This window comes from Aquabacterium sp. (genome assembly GCF_030652515.1).
Classification (GTDB): Bacteria; Pseudomonadota; Gammaproteobacteria; order Burkholderiales; family Burkholderiaceae_C; genus Aquabacterium.
The window spans coordinates 38,861-60,000 of record NZ_JAUSAR010000123.1; the positions used below are offsets into that span (position 1 = coordinate 38,861).

17 protein-coding genes are annotated in these 21,140 nt (G+C 59.9%); 9 read left to right on the forward strand and 8 right to left on the reverse strand.

Annotation, left to right across the window (positions count from 1 at the left end; genetic code table 11):
- Positions 1-56 precede the first annotated feature (56 nt).
- Positions 57-665 (reverse strand): DNA-binding response regulator, encoded by a 609-nt coding sequence (locus tag Q7V20_RS15065; RefSeq protein ID WP_304792768.1) that lies wholly within the window; start codon positions 663-665, stop codon positions 57-59.
- A complete protein-coding gene (locus Q7V20_RS15070) occupies positions 649-4,116 on the reverse strand; it encodes an ATP-binding protein (RefSeq protein ID WP_304792772.1) in 3,468 nt (1,155 codons plus the stop codon). Before Q7V20_RS15070 ends, Q7V20_RS15065 begins: the two co-directional genes overlap by 17 nt.
- Positions 4,117-4,316: 200 nt before the next feature.
- On the opposite strand from Q7V20_RS15070, the gene urtA reads away from it, so the two are divergent.
- A complete protein-coding gene (urtA, locus tag Q7V20_RS15075) occupies positions 4,317-5,573 on the forward strand; it encodes an urea ABC transporter substrate-binding protein (protein WP_304792775.1) in 1,257 nt (418 codons plus the stop codon).
- A 116-nt stretch (positions 5,574-5,689) separates the two neighbouring features.
- Positions 5,690-6,604 carry an urea ABC transporter permease subunit UrtB gene (gene urtB, locus Q7V20_RS15080; protein WP_304792778.1) on the forward strand — a complete coding sequence of 305 codons (915 nt, stop codon included), beginning with the start codon at positions 5,690-5,692 and terminating at the stop codon, positions 6,602-6,604.
- On the opposite strand, the gene Q7V20_RS15085 is transcribed toward urtB, so the two are convergent.
- On the reverse strand, positions 6,531-7,190 hold the full coding sequence (locus tag Q7V20_RS15085; protein ID WP_304792780.1) for a hypothetical protein: 660 nt from the start codon (positions 7,188-7,190) through the stop codon (positions 6,531-6,533). The genes urtB and Q7V20_RS15085 overlap by 74 nt on opposite strands.
- Before the next feature lie 222 nt (positions 7,191-7,412).
- Between Q7V20_RS15085 and urtC the strand changes: the two genes are divergently transcribed.
- The 5 genes from urtC to Q7V20_RS15110 all read left to right on the forward strand — a co-directional run bounded on the left by urtC (position 7,413) and on the right by Q7V20_RS15110 (position 11,812).
- Entirely contained in the window at positions 7,413-8,624 is a 1,212-nt protein-coding gene (gene urtC / locus Q7V20_RS15090) for an urea ABC transporter permease subunit UrtC (protein ID WP_304792783.1), read from the forward strand.
- A 23-nt stretch (positions 8,625-8,647) separates the two neighbouring features.
- On the forward strand, positions 8,648-9,391 hold the full coding sequence (gene urtD, locus Q7V20_RS15095) for an urea ABC transporter ATP-binding protein UrtD (protein WP_304792785.1): 744 nt from the start codon (positions 8,648-8,650) through the stop codon (positions 9,389-9,391).
- A gap of 31 nt (positions 9,392-9,422) precedes the next feature.
- Positions 9,423-10,112: an urea ABC transporter ATP-binding subunit UrtE gene (gene urtE, locus Q7V20_RS15100; protein ID WP_304792788.1), complete on the forward strand. Its 690-nt coding sequence runs from the start codon at positions 9,423-9,425 to the stop codon at positions 10,110-10,112.
- 111 nt (positions 10,113-10,223) lie between these two features.
- Entirely contained in the window at positions 10,224-11,453 is a 1,230-nt protein-coding gene (fmdA, locus tag Q7V20_RS15105) for a formamidase (RefSeq protein ID WP_304792791.1), read from the forward strand.
- A gap of 2 nt (positions 11,454-11,455) precedes the next feature.
- Entirely contained in the window at positions 11,456-11,812 is a 357-nt protein-coding gene (locus Q7V20_RS15110; protein WP_304792794.1) for a zinc ribbon domain-containing protein, read from the forward strand.
- A gap of 111 nt (positions 11,813-11,923) precedes the next feature.
- Here the strand turns inward: Q7V20_RS15110 and Q7V20_RS15115 are convergent, their stop codons facing one another.
- The gene (locus Q7V20_RS15115; RefSeq protein WP_304792797.1) at positions 11,924-13,714 is read right to left on the reverse strand and encodes an ATP-dependent endonuclease; all 1,791 of its coding nucleotides are present in this window, start codon (positions 13,712-13,714) and stop codon (positions 11,924-11,926) included.
- Between the two features lie 181 nt (positions 13,715-13,895).
- Positions 13,896-16,205 (reverse strand): hypothetical protein, encoded by a 2,310-nt coding sequence (locus Q7V20_RS15120; protein WP_304792800.1) that lies wholly within the window; start codon positions 16,203-16,205, stop codon positions 13,896-13,898.
- Positions 16,206-16,386: 181 nt separating this feature from the next.
- On the opposite strand from Q7V20_RS15120, the gene Q7V20_RS15125 reads away from it, so the two are divergent.
- Positions 16,387-16,860, forward strand: a complete 474-nt coding sequence (locus Q7V20_RS15125; RefSeq protein WP_304792802.1) for a hypothetical protein — start codon at positions 16,387-16,389, stop codon at positions 16,858-16,860.
- A gap of 68 nt (positions 16,861-16,928) precedes the next feature.
- On the opposite strand, the gene Q7V20_RS15130 is transcribed toward Q7V20_RS15125, so the two are convergent.
- From Q7V20_RS15130 to Q7V20_RS15140, 3 genes are all read right to left on the reverse strand, one after another.
- Positions 16,929-17,603, reverse strand: a complete 675-nt coding sequence (locus tag Q7V20_RS15130; RefSeq protein WP_304792805.1) for an RloB family protein — start codon at positions 17,601-17,603, stop codon at positions 16,929-16,931.
- A complete protein-coding gene (locus Q7V20_RS15135; protein ID WP_304792809.1) occupies positions 17,603-18,808 on the reverse strand; it encodes an ATP/GTP-binding protein in 1,206 nt (401 codons plus the stop codon). Before Q7V20_RS15135 ends, Q7V20_RS15130 begins: the two co-directional genes overlap by 1 nt.
- Before the next feature lie 273 nt (positions 18,809-19,081).
- Positions 19,082-19,666, reverse strand: a complete 585-nt coding sequence (locus Q7V20_RS15140) for a TetR/AcrR family transcriptional regulator (RefSeq protein WP_304792812.1) — start codon at positions 19,664-19,666, stop codon at positions 19,082-19,084.
- Positions 19,667-19,786: 120 nt separating this feature from the next.
- On the opposite strand from Q7V20_RS15140, the gene Q7V20_RS15145 reads away from it, so the two are divergent.
- Positions 19,787-21,109: a pectin acetylesterase-family hydrolase gene (locus Q7V20_RS15145; protein ID WP_304792815.1), complete on the forward strand. Its 1,323-nt coding sequence runs from the start codon at positions 19,787-19,789 to the stop codon at positions 21,107-21,109.
- Positions 21,110-21,140: the final 31 nt, after the last annotated feature.

The following is a 21,140-nucleotide window of genomic DNA, read 5'->3' on the forward strand; positions in this document are numbered from 1 at the left end:
CTGGGCAGTCTAGCCATTTGAGCCCGTGGAAGCCAGAGGGGCGCACCTCGGGGTGATCAGGCCAGCACCGCCCGACTGGCCAAGGCCGCCGCCGCCGCGCGCGTCTCCACCCCCAGCTTCTCAAAGATGTGCTCCAGGTGCTTGTTCACCGTGCGGTGGCTCAGGCCCAGGATCTCGGCGATGTCGCGGTTGGTCTTGCCCTTGGCCAACCAGGACAACACCTCCGTTTCGCGCGGGGTGAGCGCGGCCAGGTCCAGCCGGGGCCGCGTGCCCCAGGCGTTGCGCAGGTGCGTGGCCAGGCGCGCCAGCACCTCTTCAATGCGCACGGGCTTGACCACGTAGTCCACGCCACCCGCGTCAAAACCGGCCACCACGTCGGCGGTTTCAGACAGGCCGGTCATGAAGATCACCGGGATCTTGCACCACACCTCGTGGGCCTTGATCTGCTTGCAAGTCTCAAAGCCCGACAGGCCGGGCATCACCGCGTCCAGCAGGATGGCATCGGGCAGGATCAGGGACAGACGCTCCAGCGCCTGCTGGCCATCGCGGGCCACCAGCACGGTGTAGCCCTCGTTGGCCAAGGCATCGCACAGCATGCGCAGGGTGTCGACGGCGTCGTCCACCACCAGCACGGTGCCCAGGTGGGGTTCAGGCTTGGGGCTCATCCAAAGCATCCTCAGAGATCACGGGGTTCAAACGATCGATCAGGGTGTCGAACTCGAATTGGTCGGCCAGGTGGGACAGGTTGACCCACTCGCTTTGCCATTGCGGATAGCGCTCAGACAGTTGTGTCAGCTTCTGGCGCAAGGCGCGCAAATGCCCGATGCGGGCCAGGCGGCAGAGCTCGGCCACCACGTCGGCGGGCAAGTCGCTGGCGGTCAGGCGGGGTGCGCCGATGGCCTCGGCATCGTTGCTGCGCTGGGTCAGCAAGTGAAGCGGCAAGGCGGCAGACTCGGTGCTCCACTCGATGTTCAGGTGCTCGCCCAGGGTGTCCAGCAGTTCGGATTCGATCACGGGTTTGGCGATGAAAGCCTGGCATTGCGAAGCCTGCAGGTTCTCGGGCCGGTTCTCGAACACGTTGGCCGAGACCATGATGATGGGCACATCGGTGAAACCGGCCGCGCGGATCTGCCGGGCCACTTGCCAGCCATCGACATCGTCCATGGTGATGTCGAGCAGCACCGCGTCGGGGCAGGCTTCGCGCACGCTTTCAAGGCACTCCTGGCCACTGGCCGCTTCGCGCAGGATGAAGCCCAAAGGCAGCAACATGCCGGCCAGCATCTGGCGCTGGATGGGCTGATCGTCCACCACCAACAAGGTGCGGCGCTCGCCGCTGTAGCCCGTGATGGGCAAGTGACGCGGGCGCGCGGCCAGGGCCGATTGCGGCGGCATCGCGGGCTCGGCGATCTCGCGCAGGTACATGCGCACGGTGAAGGTGCTGCCCTGCCCCAGCTCGCTCTTCACGCTGAGCTCGCCGCCCATCAACTCGGTCAACAGGTGGGTGATGGTCAGGCCCAGTCCTGTGCCGGGTTCGCTGCTGCGGCGGCCCGCGCTGCCACGCTCGAAAGGCAGGAAGATGCGGTCCAGATCCTGAGGCGCGATGCCGATGCCGGTGTCGATCACCTCGAAGCGCAGCACCTCGCGGCGCGCATCGACCATCAGCGTGATGCGGCCCTTGTAGGTGAAGCGCGCGGCGTTGCTCAGCAGGTTGAGCAGGATCTGGCGCAGGCGCTTGGCATCGGCGTAGACCCAGGCGGGCACGCGGCCACGGGTTTCCAGCGCGAAGTCCAGGCCCTTGGCCTCGGTCTGCGTTTGCACCATGCGCACCACATCGTCCAGGAACTCGCGCAGGGGCAATGGCACGGGGTCCAGCCGCAGGCGGCCAGCTTCGATGCGGGCCAGGTCCAGCAGGCCATCGATCAGGCCCATGAGGTGTTCGCCGCTGCGCTGGATGGTGTTCAAAGCCTCGCGGCCAGAACCTTGCCGCTGCTCGTCCTTGAGCAGGATCTGCGCATAACCCATGATGCTGTTGAGCGGCGTGCGCAGCTCGTGCGTCATGCCGGCCACGTAGCGCGTCTTGGCCTGGTTGGCGGCCTCGGCCAGGTCTTTGGCGGCTTGCAAGGCGGCATCGGTGCGGCGGTGGGCGTCGATTTCCAACTGCAGCAACTGGTTGTGCCGGTTGCTTTCGTCTTGCGCCAGGTGCCTGCTTTCCGAGGCCAGCACCACCCACCACGAGCACACCGCCGCGGCCAGCAGCAACAGCGCATACACCTTGATGAAGGGGCCTTCCAGCATGGCCACGGTGGGGCTGTTCACGGCATCCACCACGTGGTTCACCACGCCCTCCTGGTAATAGACCACGCCCAGCACCATCGCCAGCACGGCCGCCAGCGAAGAGAACACCACCAGGTAATGCCCCACCCGGAAGTTGATGCGGCTGGACAGCTGCAGCGGCAGCACCGCCGTCAGCGCATCAGACACCTGCTCGGCCGCGCTTGATCGGCTCTTGCACCGATCGTGGCAACGCGACTCCAGCGTGCAGCACAGCGAGCAGATGGGCGCATCGTAGGCCGGGCAGGTGGCCATGTCTTCGGACTCGAACTGGTTCTCGCACACCGAGCAGGCCACCATCTGGCCGGGCGCCCAGGGTGTCTTGTTGGGCCGGGCCAGGTAATAGCGCCCCTTGGTGGTCCAGGCCAGCAAGGGCGAGGCGATCAGGGCCGTGATCAAGGCGATGAAAGGCGATCCTGCCTGGGCCAGCTCGCCAAACATGCCCGCGTGCGCCGCGAAGGCCATCAAGGTGGCCAGCAAGGTGGCGCCCAGGCCCACGGGGTTCAGGTCATACAGATAAGCGCGCTTGAACTCGATGTGCTTGGGGCTCCAGCCCAGGGGCTTGTTGATCACCAGGTCGGCCACCAGGGCACCCACCCAGCCGATGGCCACGTTGCCGTACAAGCCCAGCACCCGCTCCAGCGCCCCGAACACGCCCAGCGTCATCAGCATGACCGCGATCAGCACGTTGAACACCAGCCACACCACGCGGCCCGGGTGGCTGTGCGTGAGCCGCGCGAAGAAGTTGGACCAGGCCAGCGAACCAGCATAGGCATTGGTGACGTTGATCTTGACCTGCGAGACGATGACGAAGAGCACCATGCTGCCCAGCGCCCAGGTGGGCGAGGTGAAGACCTCGCTGAACGCGGCCAGGTACATCTGCGTGGGCTCCATGGCCTTGTGGGCGGGCACATGGTGCTGCAAAGCCAGGAAGGCCAGGAAGCCGCCGCCGATCATCTTGAGCATGCCGGGCACCACCCAGCCGGGCCCGGCCACCAGCACGGCGGCCCACCAACGCACCCGGTTCTCTTTGGTTTTCTCGGGCAAAAAGCGCAGGAAATCAACCTGCTCGCCCACCTGCACGATCAGCGAGAACACCACCGTGGCCGCCATGCCAAAGGCCATCAGGTTGAAATCACTGCTGCCTGAGCTGCGGCCCACCATGCCGGTGAACTCCACATAGGCCTCGGGCCGCTTGATGGCCACGATCACAAAGGGGCACACGAACATCAGTGCCCACAGCGGCTGCGTCCACAACTGCAATCGTGAGATCAGGGTGATGCCGTGCGTGACCAGTGGCACGATCACCAGCGAGGACACCAGGTAACACACCGGCAATGACCAATCGAACACCATCTGCAAGGCGAGCGCCATGATGGCCGCCTCCAGCGCGAAGAAGATGAAGGTGAAGCTGGCGTAGATCAGCGAGGTGAGCGTGGAGCCCAAGTAGCCAAAACCCGCACCGCGCGTCAGCAGATCAAGGTCAACCCCGTACTTGGCCGCGTAATAGCTGATGGGCAGGCCCGTCATGAAGATGATCAGGCCCACCACCAGCGTGGCCCACAGCATGTTCGAGAAGCCGTAGTTCAGCGCGATGGCGCCGCCAATGGCCTCCAGCGCGAGAAAGGACACAGCGCCAAAAGCCGTGTTGGCCACGCGGAACTCCGACCACTTGCGAAAGGTGCGTGGCGTGTAGCGAAGGGCGTAGTCCTCCAGGGTCTCGTTGGCCACCCAGGAGTTGTAGTCACGTCGAATGCGAAAGATCTTCTGCCGAGCAACGGACACAACTGGCCCCGTGGAGTGAAGACTCTATGGCAATTGCAAGAAGCGATCCACCGCGCCGACTACGTTGAATGACGTATTCAAGGAAGACCGACTCTTGCTTACTGTGAAGGCCATGGTCACACCGACAGTGCATGCACGAAATCATGCATGCACCAAGGCGTGGCATCCGTAGTCCCTTTTTGTGTGCAAGGAGCTTTTCCATGTCGAATGACCGTGACGATTCCAATCAGCAAAACCGCCGCCGCCTGTTGCAGGGCATTGGTGCCCTTCCCCTCGTGGGCATGACGGGGCTGAGCCACGGAGCCGCCCCCGCCACTTCAGCGATCAACACGACGAAGCTGGCCATCACCGACACCGAAGTCACCGTGGGCCAGTTGCACTCCGCAACCGGCACCATGGCGATCTCGGAAACCGGCTCCATCCAGGCCGAGCAACTGGCCATTGACCAGATCAACGCGATGGGCGGCATCCTGGGCCGCAAGATCAAAGTCATCAAGGAAGACGGCGCCTCTGATTGGCCCACGTTTGCCGAGAAGTCCAAGAAGCTGCTCGTCAACGACCACGTCGCTGCCGTGTTCGGTTGCTGGACATCGGCCTCGCGCAAGGCCGTGCTGCCCGTCTTCGAGAAAGAAAACGGCCTGCTGTACTACCCCACCTTCTACGAAGGCCTGGAGCAATCCAAGAACGTGATCTACACCGGCCAAGAAGCCACGCAGCAGATCATCTGGGGCCTGGACTGGGCTTCGAAAGAGAAGAAGGCCAAGACCTACTTCCTGGTCGGCTCCGACTACATCTGGCCCCGCACCTCGATGAAGATCGCGCGCAAGCACATCGAGACGGTGGGCAAGCTGGGCAAGGTCGTGGGTGAAGAGTACTACCCACTGGGCAACACCAACTTCAACTCCCTGATCAACAAGATCAAGGTGGCCAAGCCCGATTGCATCTTTGCGGCCGTGGTGGGTGGCTCGAACGTGGCCTTCTACAAGCAGCTCAAGGCCGCTGGCATCACCGGCGCCAAGCAGTTCCTGCTGACCCTGTCGGTGACGGAAGACGAAATGCTCGGCGTGGGTGGCGAAAACTTCGCGGGCTTCTACTCGTCGATGAAGTACTTCCAAAGCCTGGACAACGAGAACAACAAGAAGTTTGTTGCCGCGTTCAAGGCCAAGTACGGCCCCAAATCGGTGATCGGCGACGTGACCCAAGCCGGTTACCTCGGCCCCTGGCTGTGGAAAGCCGCTGTTGAAAAGGCGGGCAGCTTCGACGTGGACAAGGTCGTGGCCGCATCCCCAGGCATCGAGCTGAAGATCGCACCAGAAGGGTACGTGAAGCTGCACGAGAACCACCACTTGTGGAGCAAGGCCCGCATCGCGCAAGGCATGCCTGATGGCACCTTCAAGGTCGTGGCCGAATCCAAGGACTTGATCGAACCCAATCCTTTCCCCAAGGGATATCAATAGCCCACCCCCGACGGCCTTCCGGCCGTCCCCCTCAAGGGGGCCACACCAGCGGACCGGCTGAGCCGGATCCGCGGTGTGCGCTTGATATATGACCGTGGCGTGCGACGAGGATCCTCATGACTCTTTCAGAAATACTCAACATCAGCGTGATGCAGGGATTCGCAGGCCTCAGCCTGTTTTCTGTGTTGCTGCTCATGGGCCTCGGCCTGGCCATCATCTTCGGCCAGATGGGCGTGATCAACCTCGCGCACGGCGAGTTCATGACCATCGGCGCCTACACCATCTACATGGTGTCCAGCTATGTTGAGGTCAAGTACCCCAACTTCATGCCCTATTACTTCCCCTGCGCCATCGTGCTGGCCTTCATCTTCGCCTTTGCGGTGGGCTACCTCGCCGAATGGGCCTTGATTCGCCACCTGTACAAGCGCCCGCTGGACACCCTGCTCGCCACCTGGGGCTTGAGCCTGGGCATGCAGCAATGCTTCCGCACCTTCATCGGCCCCAAAGAAGTGAGCCCCACCCTGCCCGAATGGCTGATGGGTTCGTGGGCACCGAAAGAGGGCCTGGACATCCCCATCAACGGCATGTTCGTGATGGGCTTGACGGCCTTGGTCACCGCTGGCGTGATGCTCGCGCTGTACAAATCACGCTGGGGTCTGCGTGTTCGCGCCTCGGTCTCCAACCGCATGATGGCCAACGCCATCGGCATCAACACCAGCCGCACCGATCGCCTCACCTTCGCCATCGGCTGCGGCATCGCGGGTATCGCCGGTGCGGCCTTCACCACCATCGGCTCCACCGGCCCCACCTCCGGCTCGCTCTACATCGTGGACGCCTTCCTGGTGGTGACCTTCGGTGGTGCGGCCAGCCTGCTGGGCACCGTGGCCTCGGCCTTCGGCATCGCACAGACGCAGTCGATTGCCGAGTTCTTCATCACCGGCTCGATGGCCAAGGTGCTCACGCTTTCGCTGATCGTGCTGATCCTGATGGTGCGGCCACAAGGCTTGTTCGCTTCCAAAGTACGCCGCTGACGACCAGGCCAGCCAAAACAAGTGCAAGCGCGTCTGGCTCGGGCACTGCAGTGAACACGGCACTTTTGCTAGTCCAGGTATTTAGTTGCGCGGTGCCGGCACGCAAGTGAGCGTGATCAAGGAGATCCGGAGACAGTTCCGAAACATAAAGATCACTGCATTCGCAGCTGAACTCGACATCCAGGGTCCACGCGGCAAAAGTGTGTCCAATGTATGCCTCGTAGTCATTTCGAATACGCAAGGCCGTGGTGTTATCCGGACGCAGCATGCTGTCCACGACCACGTGGTCGTATTCAGAGGCCCCACCGAAGCTGGTGTCGATGTTCATCCTGTCCACCTCCCAATAGGACTGAATAGCCCATGGTTTGAGATCACTATCGAAACGGTGAACGATGGTTCCATCGGCCAGCGTACTGACCTCTGGCAAAAATGGTGAATCCTCCGGCCATGGGAGGAACCGGAGGCCGAAGTCGATTCTGAAGGTCATCGGCGAGCCATTGGCCTCAACGGCAGAAAACGTGTACTCCTTGGCCTGAACTGAGAAGCAGGCAACCAAGCCCGCAACAGCGACAAGAAATTTAAACATGCTGATCCCCTGATTTAAATGACGGCCTGCCGACCTGGGATACAGATCACCGGCCTGGTGCGCGTCGGAGTATGCGCGCCTGTCGGCGCCATTGAACATCTCCACTGTGCCAACCTGGTTTTTGACAGGCCGCCGTATGAATACGTCATTCAACGTATTGGGAGCGGACCATAAGACCCTTACGCTGAAACGCATCTCATCGCACTACGTTCGAGACCTACGATGTCCAAATCACTTCTCAATTCCCTTCGATCATCCGGTCTTGGCAGCATACTTTTGCTGGCCCTGGTAATCCTGGTGGTGTTCCCGCTGTCCATGGACATCTTCCGCCTGAACCTGGTGGGCAAGTACCTGACTTATGGCTTCGTGGCCATCGGCCTGGTGATGCTGTGGGGCTGGAGCGGCACCTTGAGTCTGGGCCAGGGCGTGTTCTTCGGCCTGGGGGGCTATTGCATGGCCATGTTCCTCAAGCTGGAAGCCTCTGACCCGGAGACCACCAAGATCCAGTCCACCCCCGGCATCCCCGACTTCATGGATTGGAACCAGATCACGGAGTTGCCCCTGTTCTGGGAGCCCTTCCGAAGCCTGCCACTCACCTTGATCGCCGTGATCCTGGTGCCCACCTTGTTGGCCTTCATCATCAGCTACGCCATGTTCAAACGGCGCGTGGGTGGCGTGTACTTCGCCATCATCACGCAGGCCGTGGCCTTGATCCTGACGGTGCTGATCATTGGCCAGCAGGGCTACACCGGCGGCGTCAACGGCATGACCGACCTGAAGACCGTGTTGGGCTGGGACACGCGCACCGACAGCGCCAAGCTGATCCTGTACTTCGTGAACGCTGGCCTGCTGCTGGGCTGCATCCTGCTGTGCAAATGGGTTCAGACCAGCAAGCTGGGCACCCTGCTGCTGGCCATGCGCGACAAGGAAGACCGCGTGCGCTTCTCGGGCTACGACGTGTCGATGTTCAAGGTCTTCACCTTCTGCCTGGCGGCGGGCATCTCGGGCATTGGCGGCGCCATGTTTGCCTTGCAAGTGGGCTTCATGTCGCCCTCCTTCGTCGGCATCGTGCCTTCGATCGAGATGGTGATCTTTGCGGCGGTCGGTGGCCGCATGAGCCTGGTCGGTGCGGTGTACGGCACCTTGCTGGTGAACGCGGGCAAGACCTACTTCTCGGAAACCGCCCCTGACATGTGGCTCTTCCTGATGGCCGCGCTGTTCATCGGTGTGGTGATGGCCTTCCCCAACGGCCTGGCCGGTTTGTACGAAGAAAAGATCAAGCCCTGGGCCGCCAAGCGCCGCGTGGACCTGGCCGCCGAGAAGGCACGCCGCAAGGCCCGTGAAGCCGAGGACGGCAAGCCCGTGGCCGCCGTGGCACAGGCCACGCCGCCCACCCCGCAAATGCCCAACGGCATGAGCAACCAGCAAGCCTGATCGCCACAAGGAACGACTGAATCATGAGCAACACTGACTTCGTCCTCGCGGTGGAAGACCTCACCGTGTCCTTCGATGGCTTCAAGGCCATCGATGCCCTGACCTTGTACGTGGACCGTGGCGAGCTGCGCGTCATCATCGGCCCCAACGGCGCGGGCAAGACCACCTTGCTGGACCTGATCTGCGGCAAGACGAAAGCGTCTGGCGGCAGCATCAAGTTCAAGAACAAAGAGATGACCAAGATGCAAGAGCACAAGATCGTGCGCGCTGGCATCGGCCGCAAGTTCCAGACGCCCTCCATCTACGAAAACCTCAGCGTCTTCAAGAACCTGGAAGTGTCCTTTCCCCGTGGCCGCAGCGTGTTCGGCGCCCTGTCCTTCAGCTGCACCGACGAGGTCAAGGCCCGCATCCAGTCGGTCGTGGAAGAGATCGGCCTGAAGGATCAGTTGCACACCGAGTCAGGCTTGCTGTCGCACGGCCAGAAGCAGTGGCTGGAGATCGGCATGCTGCTGATGCAAGACCCGGAACTGCTGATGCTGGACGAGCCCATCGCCGGCATGAGCGTGCGCGAGCGCGAACTCACCGCCGAGCTGCTGCAACGCATCGCCAAGAACCGCTCGCTCATCGTGATCGAGCACGACATGGACTTCGTCAAGCGCATCGCCGACAAAGTCACCGTGATGCACCAGGGAAAGATCCTGGCGGAAGGGTCGATGGACAAGGTCCAGAACGATCCCAAGGTCATTGACGTCTATCTGGGCCATTGAGCCCAAGCCACTGAGCAAGGAAGCACACACCATGTTGTCAGTCAACGATCTGTTTGTTGCCTATGGCCAGAGCGAGGCGCTGCACGGCATCTCGTTCGAGGCCAAATCCAAGGAAACCATCGCCATCATGGGCCGCAACGGCATGGGCAAGACCACGCTGTTCAAGAGCCTGATGGGCGTGCTGCCCACCAAGTCGGGCAAGGTCGAAGTGGGTGGTCTTGATGTGACCAAGGACGAGAGCTATCGGCGCGTGGCCAAGGGCATCGCCTACGTGCCGCAAGGCCGCATGATCTTCCCCACCCTGACGGTGGAAGAGAACATCCAGACCGGCCTGGAGAACGCCAAGCACAAGCGCATCCCTGATGAGATCTACTCGCTCTTCCCCGTGCTGTTCGACATGCGCGCGCGCAAGGGCGGCAACCTGTCGGGCGGGCAGCAACAGCAACTGGCCATCGCCCGCGCGCTGGTCACCAACCCCAAGGTGCTGCTGCTGGATGAGCCCACCGAGGGCATCCAGCCTTCCATCATCAAGGACATCGCCAAAGCCTTGAACGAGATCCGAAGGATGCGCGACATCACCATCGTGGTGTCCGAGCAAGTGCTGTCTTTCGCGCTGGACGTGGCCGACCGCCTCTTCGTGATCGAAGGCGGTCGCCTGGTCCATGAAACCAACCGCGCCGACACCGACGTTGCGCGCATCAAGCAATACCTTTCCGTGTAGGCATAGCCCCCAGCTTGTCGCTTCGCGCCTTCGCGGCCCCCGAGGGGCGCGTCCGGCTTGGGGCGGCCCTGCGCCGGACTTTCTTCGCTTTTCACTCATAGGAGCATCGCCATGCCAGATACCCTGATCAAAGTTGACCTGAACTCGTCCCCCTACGCCAACGAGAACATCCACAACCGCTGGCACCCCGATGTGCCCATGGCCTGCTGGGTGAACCCCGGCGATGACTTCGTGCTGGAAACCTACGACTGGACCGGCGGCTTCATCAAGAACGACAACAGCGCCGACGACGTGCGCGACATCGATCTGTCGATCGTCCACTTCCTGTCGGGCCCCGTGGGCGTGAAGGGTGCCGAGCCAGGCGACCTGCTGGTGGTGGATCTGCTGGACATCGGTGCCAAGCCTGAAAGCCTGTGGGGCTTCAACGGCTTCTTCAGCAAGAAGAACGGCGGCGGCTTTTTGACCGACCACTTCCCGCTGGCGCAGAAGTCCATCTGGGACTTCAATGGCATGTTCACCAAGAGCCGCCACATCCCCGGCGTTGAGTTTGCCGGCCTGATCCACCCCGGCTTGATCGGCTGCCTGCCCGACCAGAAGATGCTGGACATGTGGAACGAGCGCGAGATCGACTTCATCGCCACCGATCCGAACCGCGTGCCGCCTTTGGCCAACGCCCCTTTTGCGCCCACCGCGCACATGGGCAAGCTGACCGGCCCGGCCCGTGACAAAGCCGCCGCCGAAGGCGCCCGCACCGTGCCCCCACGTGAACACGGCGGCAACTGCGACATCAAGGATTTGTCGCGCGGCTCCAAGGTTTTCTTCCCGGTGTATGTGGACGGCGCCGGCCTGAGCGTGGGCGACCTGCACTTCAGCCAGGGCGATGGCGAGATCACCTTCTGCGGCGCCATCGAGATGGCCGGCTGGGTGCACATGCGCGTCAACCTCATCAAGGGCGGCATGGCCAAGTACGGCATCAAGAACCCCGTGTTCAAGCCCAGCACCATCACGCCCAACTACAAGGATTACCTGATCTTTGAAGGCATCTCGGTGGACGAGCAAGGCAAGCAGCACTACCTGGACGTGAACGTGGCCTACCGCCAAGCCTGCCTGAACGCCATCGAGTACCTGAAGAAGTTTGGCTACAGCGGCGCGCAGGCTTACTCCATCCTGGGCACGGCCCCGGTGCAGGGCCACATCAGCGGCGTGGTCGACATCCCCAACGCCTGCGCCACCTTGTGGCTACCGACCGAGATCTTCGAGTTCGACATCAACCCCAACGCCAGCGGGCCCGTCAAGATGCTGGATGGCAGCATCGACATGCCCTTGTCACAGGACGTCTGACCATGCCGACCTACGAGTACGACTGCCCCGGCTGCGGGGGCTTCGATGCCCTGCGCAGCATCTCGCAACGGAACGAGCCGTGCGCCTGCCCAGAATGCGGCAGCGCCTCGGGCCGCGTGTTCGCCACGGCGCCGAGCCTGGCGTGTGTCAGCAGTGACACGCGCACGGCCATGGACCGCAATGAGAAGGCGCGGCATGAGCCGCGTTCTTCAAAGGACGGGAGCTATGGCAGGCTGAGCCATCCGTCGGGGTGCGGGTGTTGCTCGACGGGGAGCAAGGGGATTCGCAGTGCGACGGTGACGGGGGCGAATGGGAACAAGATGTTCCCGAGCAAGCGGCCTTGGATGATTAGTCATTGAGGTGAAAGCACGAATTTGAGTACCTCAAAGGACCACGCTTCCAGGTAATGCTGTTTCCGCCTCAAGCCTTAGCCGGGGTGATCCATCTGCCTAAACCCTGCGCAAGAGAAATCAATTCCCAGCGGCGACTGGCAATGCCGCCCCAAGCTCCTGCAACGTTGTCCAACGGCGAAATGGCGCATGCGTAGGCTGTGCAGCATCTAGAAGCGCATCGAGCAGTGAGCCTGCCCGATTGCGCATGTCCTCCGACGCGTTGAGGCGAGTCAGCGTGTTGTAAGGCTTGTCTGTTGATGCCTCTTCTCCGAACAATGCAACCTCGAAGTTCGGGACCGAAACAACATGTATGACTGCCCCTGGGGTTGACCCCTTCTCAATGGCCTCTCGGATGGAGGCATTGGCGCCCCAGGCGGGACTTGCGCCTCCTTTCTTTGTCAGCGGAACGTCGGAATCATGAAGCACGGCATACCTTGCCGAGAATTGATTGAGAATCTTGAGGACAGTAAGGATTGCGCCCTTCCCACGAGCGCGGATCACGTGGATGTTCCGATACTTCGCGGCATTAAGAGACTTAAGAAGTTGGAATGCCGTGTATTCAGTATCCCCCTCGACAACTATGACATCCCCACCAAAGAAAAACTCGTTCAAGTAGGGATCACAGGCGTTCAGTGCCTTTAAATTCTGTCGATCATTCTCGTCTAACTGCACCTTGGACGGACGATGCAGCGTCACACTTCGGATGGCCTCGTCTTGGTCGCGTTCTACTCGGACTACCGTTGTGTTGTCTTTTGCCAAGTCGATAAATATTGGGGAATGAGTGGTGATCATTACCTGCCAGTTCTTGGTTTCTGGCAATGCATAGAGAACTTCTTTGGCTTCGCGAATCGCATTCGGGTGAAGGCATATCTCCGGCTCGTCGAGAAGCAATACATGAGGTCGCGCGCTTCCGTCTTTGGCTGCAGCTGACTCCGTCAGGTACTTCAGCGCTGCCCATAGCAATGTGCGACGTGCGCCACTTCCCTGCTGCGCAACTTTCCCAAGGTATCCACCATCGGGCCCCATCAGTACCTCGGGAGATGCTTTGAAGGGTGTGTAAGCCTTCTCCACATCGGATTCCGGCTTTGCATCAAGCTTGATGCGATGCTTCGGAAAGACTTTTTCAAGCATCGAAGAGATCTCTGTTTCCATACGTTGCATCTCCTCGGCTGCTGATGCAACGACCCGTTTCTGAAACTCAGATATTTGGTCGATCAAGTTCTCATAGTCGGACTTTTGTTGTTCTGGACCATTGGTGCGATACGCCTTTAGCTTGTCCTTCAACACGGTCAATAGCAACTCGACTATTTCTTTTGTTTGCACGTCTGGGGATGAAAACGCCTCGATGCGATGAGGACGGGGGCGCCGTGAATTAGCGATAGCTGGTGCACCCCAAGGAACATTGTCGTCCCAATCCCCTTTGCCTACGTCGAATCCTCGACGCTTTGGCTGATCGTTGGGGCTTGCCCATCGCCACTGCTCTCGGATCAACCATTCCCCCGCAGCGGTGGGTGCAAGCCACCGCTCACCCGGTGCATTGTCAAAGACTACGGTTTGCAACTCGATTTCCGGAAGAGCGTCTTGGGTGACCTGACCATTTGGGAAGTCTTCGATCTGAAGCTTGCCTTCAGAAGAGCCCTGCTTCATCGCCACATCGTATGCCCGTAGGATGCTACTTTTGCCCGCGTTGTTAGGCCCGACAAGGACCACGATTTCATCAAGCTCAATTTCCACAGGCTTGTGGCCAATAGCCCTGAAGTTCTTGACGATCAGCTTATGCAGCCGTGGTCTCGGCACAGCCGGGTCTTCAGGTATCAAAGAAATTATTTGAGTAGCCGCCCCTGCAGCTGTCTTTTTCGCCGTTGCCATCTCCGCCTCCCCGACTTGGTTTTGCCGGAGCGTACAACAAGAGTTAGGCATTTGCTAGCAGCAGAAACCTGGTTAGATCCGAGCTACACCGTTGTGATGAAGATGCTTGGGCTTGACGGCCTGTCGTGCCTAGCAAGGCAAGCCAGCGATGCCGTCGTGATGATGAATACCTCCATGAGGCTTACTCTGCGACGTCGCTGAAGATTGAGCGGCCTCCACGTCTTTCCACTTTCGCAGCACGAGGGATGCTATTGAAGAAGCTTTCCTCTTCCTCATCCTCCACGGACTTCCTGGCTTTAACACTTTCCTTAGCTCGCTCAAGCTCATCCATGAGTTCTAAATGTTTGTCGCAAAAGAAGCTGTGGTCCATTAGCAGGCATGTGTCGGAAAGAAATTGGCTTAGGGTGTCGAATTGATCGTCGATGTCGCCGTCTGGATCGGCATCCTCCGCACATTCTGAGATTCTTCTGGAGAATTCGGTGTGAAGAACCGCCACTAGTCTTCCTGCGAGATCAATCAACTCCGATGGTTTGAACAATGCAAGGATGTCGTCATATATCAGGAACGATCCATCATTTGAGTAGGTAGCCGCGTTTGCCAAGGTGTACACGGTGTCCCCGCGCACATCCTCGCTGAGCAAGGCTAGCTTGTGAGCGGAGGTGCGAAGCAAGATCTCTTCGCTTCGCCCAAGTCGGCGCCAAGACGCTATGTCGCCTTTGCGCCCAGCTATGCTGGCATCGCGTTCTAGTACAGACTTCAGTACAGATTGGGGTACGCGCCGGTTCAGGAAAGCAAACAACCTCTCATTAGCTTCGGGTTCGTCAGGCGTTTCTAAAAGGCGATCGACAAGTTTTTCGGCTCCGTTAACCGGCACCATCACAGCGTCTCGGACGTAAGAAGCCCCCTCGCAAACCACCTCGGACAAAAGCGTTTCAATGCGCACACCTCGAACATAGACATCGACGAGGTCAGGTCGCTTACTCAATATCTCGCTGATGGCGTCTGCGAAAGTTGGGTGCCAAAATGCCCAGTACTCCTTGTCGCCGTCTTTCCTACGAACGACCAAAGAGCCATCAAGCTGACGAAGGCTTTCAGTTATCGCCGCCTTGGTAACACCGTAGTTTTCCGCAACTAACTCTGCGTCGCTCACAGGCAGGAGGTGGACAGGTAGTTTCGACTTCGCCAGAAACACCAGGGTCAGCGCGGCACGCTTTTCGTCGCTGAGTTCCTCGAACGTCTGGACTAGGAACTTCTGGGGTTGCGCAACGAAACGCAGCAAGTCCTCTGGAAGCCTCCGAATGTGCCCTGTGAAGTCCTTATCTGCCAGGCGTCTGGCCAATTCCGGCAGAAGCCTCTCCTCCTGCGCAAGGAGAGGCAAGTGATCGCTAATAAGAGCCTTCCAGAAAGGAGGTTGCGTTCCAGCCTTGAGGTGGTTGTAGAGGATCTGTTCGCGCTCCGACGAACTCAATTTTCCAACATCCACAACTGCAGCGCGAGTTGCCAAAAGTGTGTGGTTCCGGGAGCCAATACGTGGATGAGCCTCGTTCCAGATGTGCGTGCGCGAGGTCAAGATGAAGTGGCAACCTTGCTCAAGCGCCACCTTGAGTTTGGGCATGAATTCCATCCATGCGTTAACGTAGTCGCTCATTAGCAAATTCGCTCCGAACGCGTCGTCTACCCAATACAGACGTTTGGGCTCGTGAGGGTTCCAGTGTTGCCTTAGCTCCAGCGGGCCGTCGCACTTAAAGACTTGCAAATCGCCCTTGTCTACGGCCATTGTGGCGAGGATTGCGGCGAGGGTGGTCTTACCTGTCGCCGGCGCACCAAGCAGCAGGACGATCTTATGCTTTGAAAGGATGTCAACCGCTGCAAGATGGGACTCCGTGGGCACATAGACGCTCAAAGCTTTACGGTGATCACCTAGTAGCGCATGCGTCTGAGCAGCGCACCGCTCATCGATGATCGTAGAAAGATCGCCAAGTCCATACACTCGTGGCACCAGGGCTCGCAAACGAGCAGACCCCTTGATTTTGAGAAGCAGCCACTCCTTGCCGACAATCACTGGCGTTACAACACCGAGAGCACACAGCTTGGTTCTAATCTGATAAGCGACATCTGCGTCGATGCCCATGCTGGTGATGAAGTAGTAGACAGACGCCATCCCCTTGGCGACCAGCTGCTCAACGTGCGCCAATTCATCTGTGATGTCTGAAGCTCTCAGTCGTTGATCGCCCTTGCTGGAGAACTTGCATTGAGCGGTGCCCACGTTTTCAAAGGCGCTCGGGCGAGATAACTGAAAGACCGCATCTTGGCCCCCGTCCTGTGCCTCCCGATAGACGGCCACAGTGCACTTCAACTCCTCCTTGAGCACCTGTTCGCATAGATCTTGGAACGCCTTCCACCCAAGCGTGTGCAATGCGAAATCGACGTGGTAGGCCTGTGCCTGCGACGGTGCCAGACTGGTTGGCAGGTTATCAATTTTTGCTTGCATGGCGACAATCTTAATCTTCAGTCGATGCACAGAAGGTCCCAACCGGATCGATCAATCACTTGCTATGCGGCTAGTTGATCAACCAAGCCACGCTCACAAGCCCCCTCTTGATGGTGATTTCCCCAGCCCACCCAAATCCCTAAAGTCGCGGCCTCATCAACAAAACGAACGACAGGAAGCTATGCCGCAAAACCTCATTTCCCTCACTCTGACCGAAGCCGACCACGCCGCCATCGCCGACGCGCTGTCCACGCTCGAAAGCAAGCTGTCCGGCATGATCTCGCTGAGCGCCGACGAGCGCCGCAGCCTGAACAAGATGGGCGAGAAGTCTGAAACCTTCTGCCGCCGCACGCTGGTCGCCATGAGCGAGAACCCCGGTTTGATCCCGGCCGATGTGGACGTGGCCGAAGCGCAGCGCGACATGGCCCAGTTCGACGCGCTGCGCCCGCACATTGCCAGGCTGACCAAGCTGCTGGGCCGCGCTGAAGACTCCGAGATGGCCTTGGGCAGCGACGCCATGGTCACCGCCTTGGAGGGCTACGCCCTGTTGAAGGTGCTGGGCAAGGGCTCTGGCCTGGACGCCCTGCGCCGCGACATGTCCGTCCGCTTCACGCGCAAGGCGCGCGCCACGGAAAGCCCGGCACAAGCCGCTTGATTACCGGCCCGCAAGGCACCAAAGCCCCGCTCGCGGGGCTTTTTTCATGGGCTTTGGATTGGCCGCCTTCAGCCCCGCAGCGTGGTCAGCTGCATGACCAGTTCGTGCAAAGCGGTGAAGGGTTCGGGGGCGGTGTGTGCGTTGAACTTCGCAGCCAATGCCTGCGCCCGCTGGGTCGCCACCTCCAGCCGGCTGCGGGTGATGGCGAACGCACCACCTGTGCCCTTCTCGTAGCCGGGGATGTGCTGCCTCAGGCGTGCCATCACCTCGTCTCGCCGAATCGGAGCATGCACGTCTTCGTGGTGCAGCAACAGCCATAGCTCAAAGCTGGGGATGGAGGCGATGGCCTTGAAGCTGACCAGTTGCCTGTTTTCATTGCGCAGCTTGCCGTCCAATGCTTGCGCCAGATCCAGGGCATTGAAATAGCTGTCGTGGTCGTCGCGGTCAAACACGGCGTAGACCTGGTCGAAGCTTTTGGGGCGAATGCCTCTGTGCAAATCGCCCTCTTCAAACAGATGCTGGGCGTACTGCACCACCTGGATGGGCGCGGTGCCCATTTGACCCGGCTGCACCGCCACATTGGCGGAATGCAACTGATGCGCGGCTCGGATCTCTTCCAGATACAACGGCTCGGTTTTGCTGCCTTCGGTCACGATCAAGATTCGGGCATAGCTGGCTCGCCGTGATTCTTTGGTCTCTTTGCGGCGCAACTGCCGGTCTTTGGCCTGGTTGTCGCGCCCCATCAGTGCTTCATCCCCAAGGCCTCATTGCGCAGGAAGGGCAGCGCACCGTAGCGGCCTTGCAAGTAACCGCGCTCCAGGGCTTCATTCTTTCGCGGACTGAAGTCGAGCAAGGGGTACAGCGATGAACTCTGATCCGGTCGCTTTTCAACAAACCAGACCTGATCTCGGCGGAACAGGCCATAGGCATCCAGCAGCGAGGTGTCGTGTGTGGTGAAGACGAGTTGCGCCCCCCCGGTATTGACTTCAGGCCGGTGGAACAAGCGCACCAAGGCCTGTACTAGCAAAGTGTGAAGGCTGGTGTCCAGCTCATCCACCACCAGCGTGAGCCCCTTGTTGAGGATGTCGAGGATCGGCCCGGTCAGGAACAGCAGATTGCGGGTGCCACTGGACTCGTCCATCAGGTCAAAAACGGCCTCGCCATGCTCGGTGACGTGGTGGAACTTCACTTCGTCCACTTCCTGCTTGGTGGCCACTTCGATGTCGGCGATGCTGATGTCGGCGGCGCGCAGAAAATCGCAGATGGCCGCGCGCTGGGCTTCTTGCTTGAGCATCTGCACTGAGAACTCCGGGACCAACGGTGTGTGCTCGTTGACGATCACCAAGTGATTGGCGAACCAATCGAACACGGGGCGCAAAGCCTCGCTGTTGAGCTGAACGGCCATGGACAGGAACAAGGCATTCGGCCGGGTGGCCCCTTCCCACAGGTTCTTGGCGCCCTTCAGGCCGGAGCCAAATTCATAGACATCCTTGCCGCTGTCTGCATCGAAGTGGCGCGCGAACCATCGTTGCGGCTTGAAGGCCTTGTAGACCAGCAACTGCTCGCTGACGATGCGTTGCACGTTCATGGCGAAACCATACTGATAGCGCACACCGTCGATGAGGAAGGTGACCTCGAACTCCGTGGGCTGGCTGCCCGATGTCGCATCCAGCTTGAAGGGTTGGAGCCGCACAAAGGTCTGACCTGGTTGCCGCGCAGCCGATTCCATCACCACGCCACGCATGTACTGCAAGGCCTTGATGAGGTTGGACTTGCCGCTGGCGTTGGCGCCGTACACCACCGCGCTCTTGAGCAAATGCGGAGCAGCCTTCAGGCCGGTGTCCAGGGCATGGGTGTCAAGCAAGGTCTTGTCGGTGGACGCCACCAGGCTGAGCACCTGTTCGTCACGCAGGCTGCGAAAGTTCTTGGTGCGGAACTCGACGAGCATTGCTCTCACCTTTATAAAATAATCATTGATTATGCATCTTCAATGCAAATTGATTAATTATTTTACATAGACCCCATGATTTCGATCTTCTCCCAGGGCGCACTAAAGCCTGGTACAAGCTGCTTGAATCCCGGCACGCAAGGCACCCAAGCCCCGTTCACGGGGGTTTTTTCATGGGGCTTCGGGTGTGCGGGCCTTGCGCGTCAGGCTCGAAGCCCGGCGGCTGGACCTCAGATGGGCAAGGTGCAAGGCTTTTTGCCTTGCGGCCCGGGTTCAGAAGCCGGGCTGGCAGCGGTCTGCGACCGCCCTCATCAAGATAGCTCGGCAGGTCTGTCGGTCCGGCCGCATGTGGCCATTGACAACTTGCCCATGAAGGATGCCGTCCACGGTGGCGATCAGCCCCATCGCGATGCGGTCAGTATCGACAACGCCCACGTACCGCAAAGCTTGAACGGTGGCATCCACAAAGTGCTGGTGCACGCCCTCCACCACCTTTTGCAATGAAGGCTCTCTGGAGGCAATCAAGAAGATTTCGATCTGCGACACCACGCGTGAGCGTTTGGCAGGAGACATCCAGTCATCCAGCCGATCCACCAAGAGATCAATGAATCGCTCAAGCGATGGTTCGCCGCTGACCAGTCTCGCGCCGTCCTCACCCAACTCTTCCAGGTTGCGCGTGGCATGCCGATTCAGCGCCAGCGTTACCAAATCGAGTCGCGTGCGGCAACAAGACGAGGTTGATCCGTCAGGCAACCCTGCCCAGGCATCCACCGCACGATGGGTCAGACCTCGTGCACCGCTCGCGGCCAGCAATTCGAGCGCGGCGTCGGCGATCGTGGTCTTACGGTCTTTGCTCATGTCGCTCGGAAGGCTGGGGCTTGTTGGGGCGCTTGATGGTTTTTACCAATCGCAGGCCCATGTTGAGGATCATACATTTACTACAGGTGTAGTTTATTTGGTTTCAATGGGGAGCTTGCCATGTTTGACCGAACGTCCTTTTCATCCCGCCGTGGCCTGCTGGGCCCCTTGTTGCTGGCAGTGCCCCTGCTGGGCCATGCGGGCTATTTCACTTGGGACAAGGTGGAGTTGCCTGTTGCCAGCGGCGCATCGTGCGGCAATGGCACGCCCTACAAGTTCTTTGTCAACCGCACGCCTTTCACCACCAAGACCATCGTCATCATGGAAGGGGGCGGAGCCTGTTTTGACCAGAACGCCTGCCTTTGGAAGGGCAGCTTTTTCGGCGGCAGCAACTCCAATGGCATCGCCGACAACTACATGACCAGCTTGGTCTCTAATCTGAAGAACACCTCGGGCTCGCCCTTTGCGCCGATCAATCAGGGCGCCTTGGGCTTGACGCCATTCGCCTCGCGCACCAGCTCAAGCAAGGTGCAAACGCAAAGCTGGAACATCGTCTACATGCCTCAATGCACGGGGGATGTTTACTCGGGCAACAAGGTCGCCACGTACAGCGACGCTGACCCTGCTCATCCCCTCACCTACTACCACCGTGGCGATGTCAACTCAAGGCTGGTGGCCAACTGGATCGCGGGCAACATGCCCAAGCCTGCGCACCTGCTGATGTATGGATTCTCGGCGGGCGCCATTGGCGTGACGGTGCACTACGGCGACTTCCGCAAGGTGATCAAGCCGACGAAAATGTCCCTGCTGTCGGACTCGGGCCCCTTGTTCGAAGCCCCGGCGGGCGGGTCGGCCGAGCAGCACCCCTCACTGCCGCTGCACACCAAGATTCGCCAAGCATGGGGCCTTGATGAGCCTGGTGGCGTGGTGCCACGCCTGATGGCGGAGTATCCAGGGATCGGTGATGCCAGCAATCTGGCCAGCTTGAATGTGGCATTGCCCAAGCTGTTTCCCAATGACCGCATGGGCTTCACGCTTCTTCAGGCGGATGCGGTGTTCGCGGCCTATTCGTACGACAAGTTCTACCCAGAGATCCGTTATGCACCGACCATTCAGCAGCGCAATGACCTGCGCTTGGTCAAGTGGCAAAAGGAGATCGGCCCCTGGCTTGATTCGATGCGGCCTTATCCGAACGTGGGCTACTACATCCCATACGCTCGTCCCTCGGTATTCCATTCCCACTCCACCACGATGTTCACGTTCAACGACACCGACATCCCCGAACGGGGCTTGGGCAGCGTCACCGCTTTCATTGATGACTTGCTGGATGGAAAGGCTCCGATGATGCGCGCCTTTGAAACGTCTCAAACACCGCACAAGCCTTTGAAAGACGCCGTGGTCAATTACATCTCGGACCTGCTCTTCGTCAACCTGGGCTTGTGAGACCCTTCACGCGCAAGGCGCGCGCCACGGA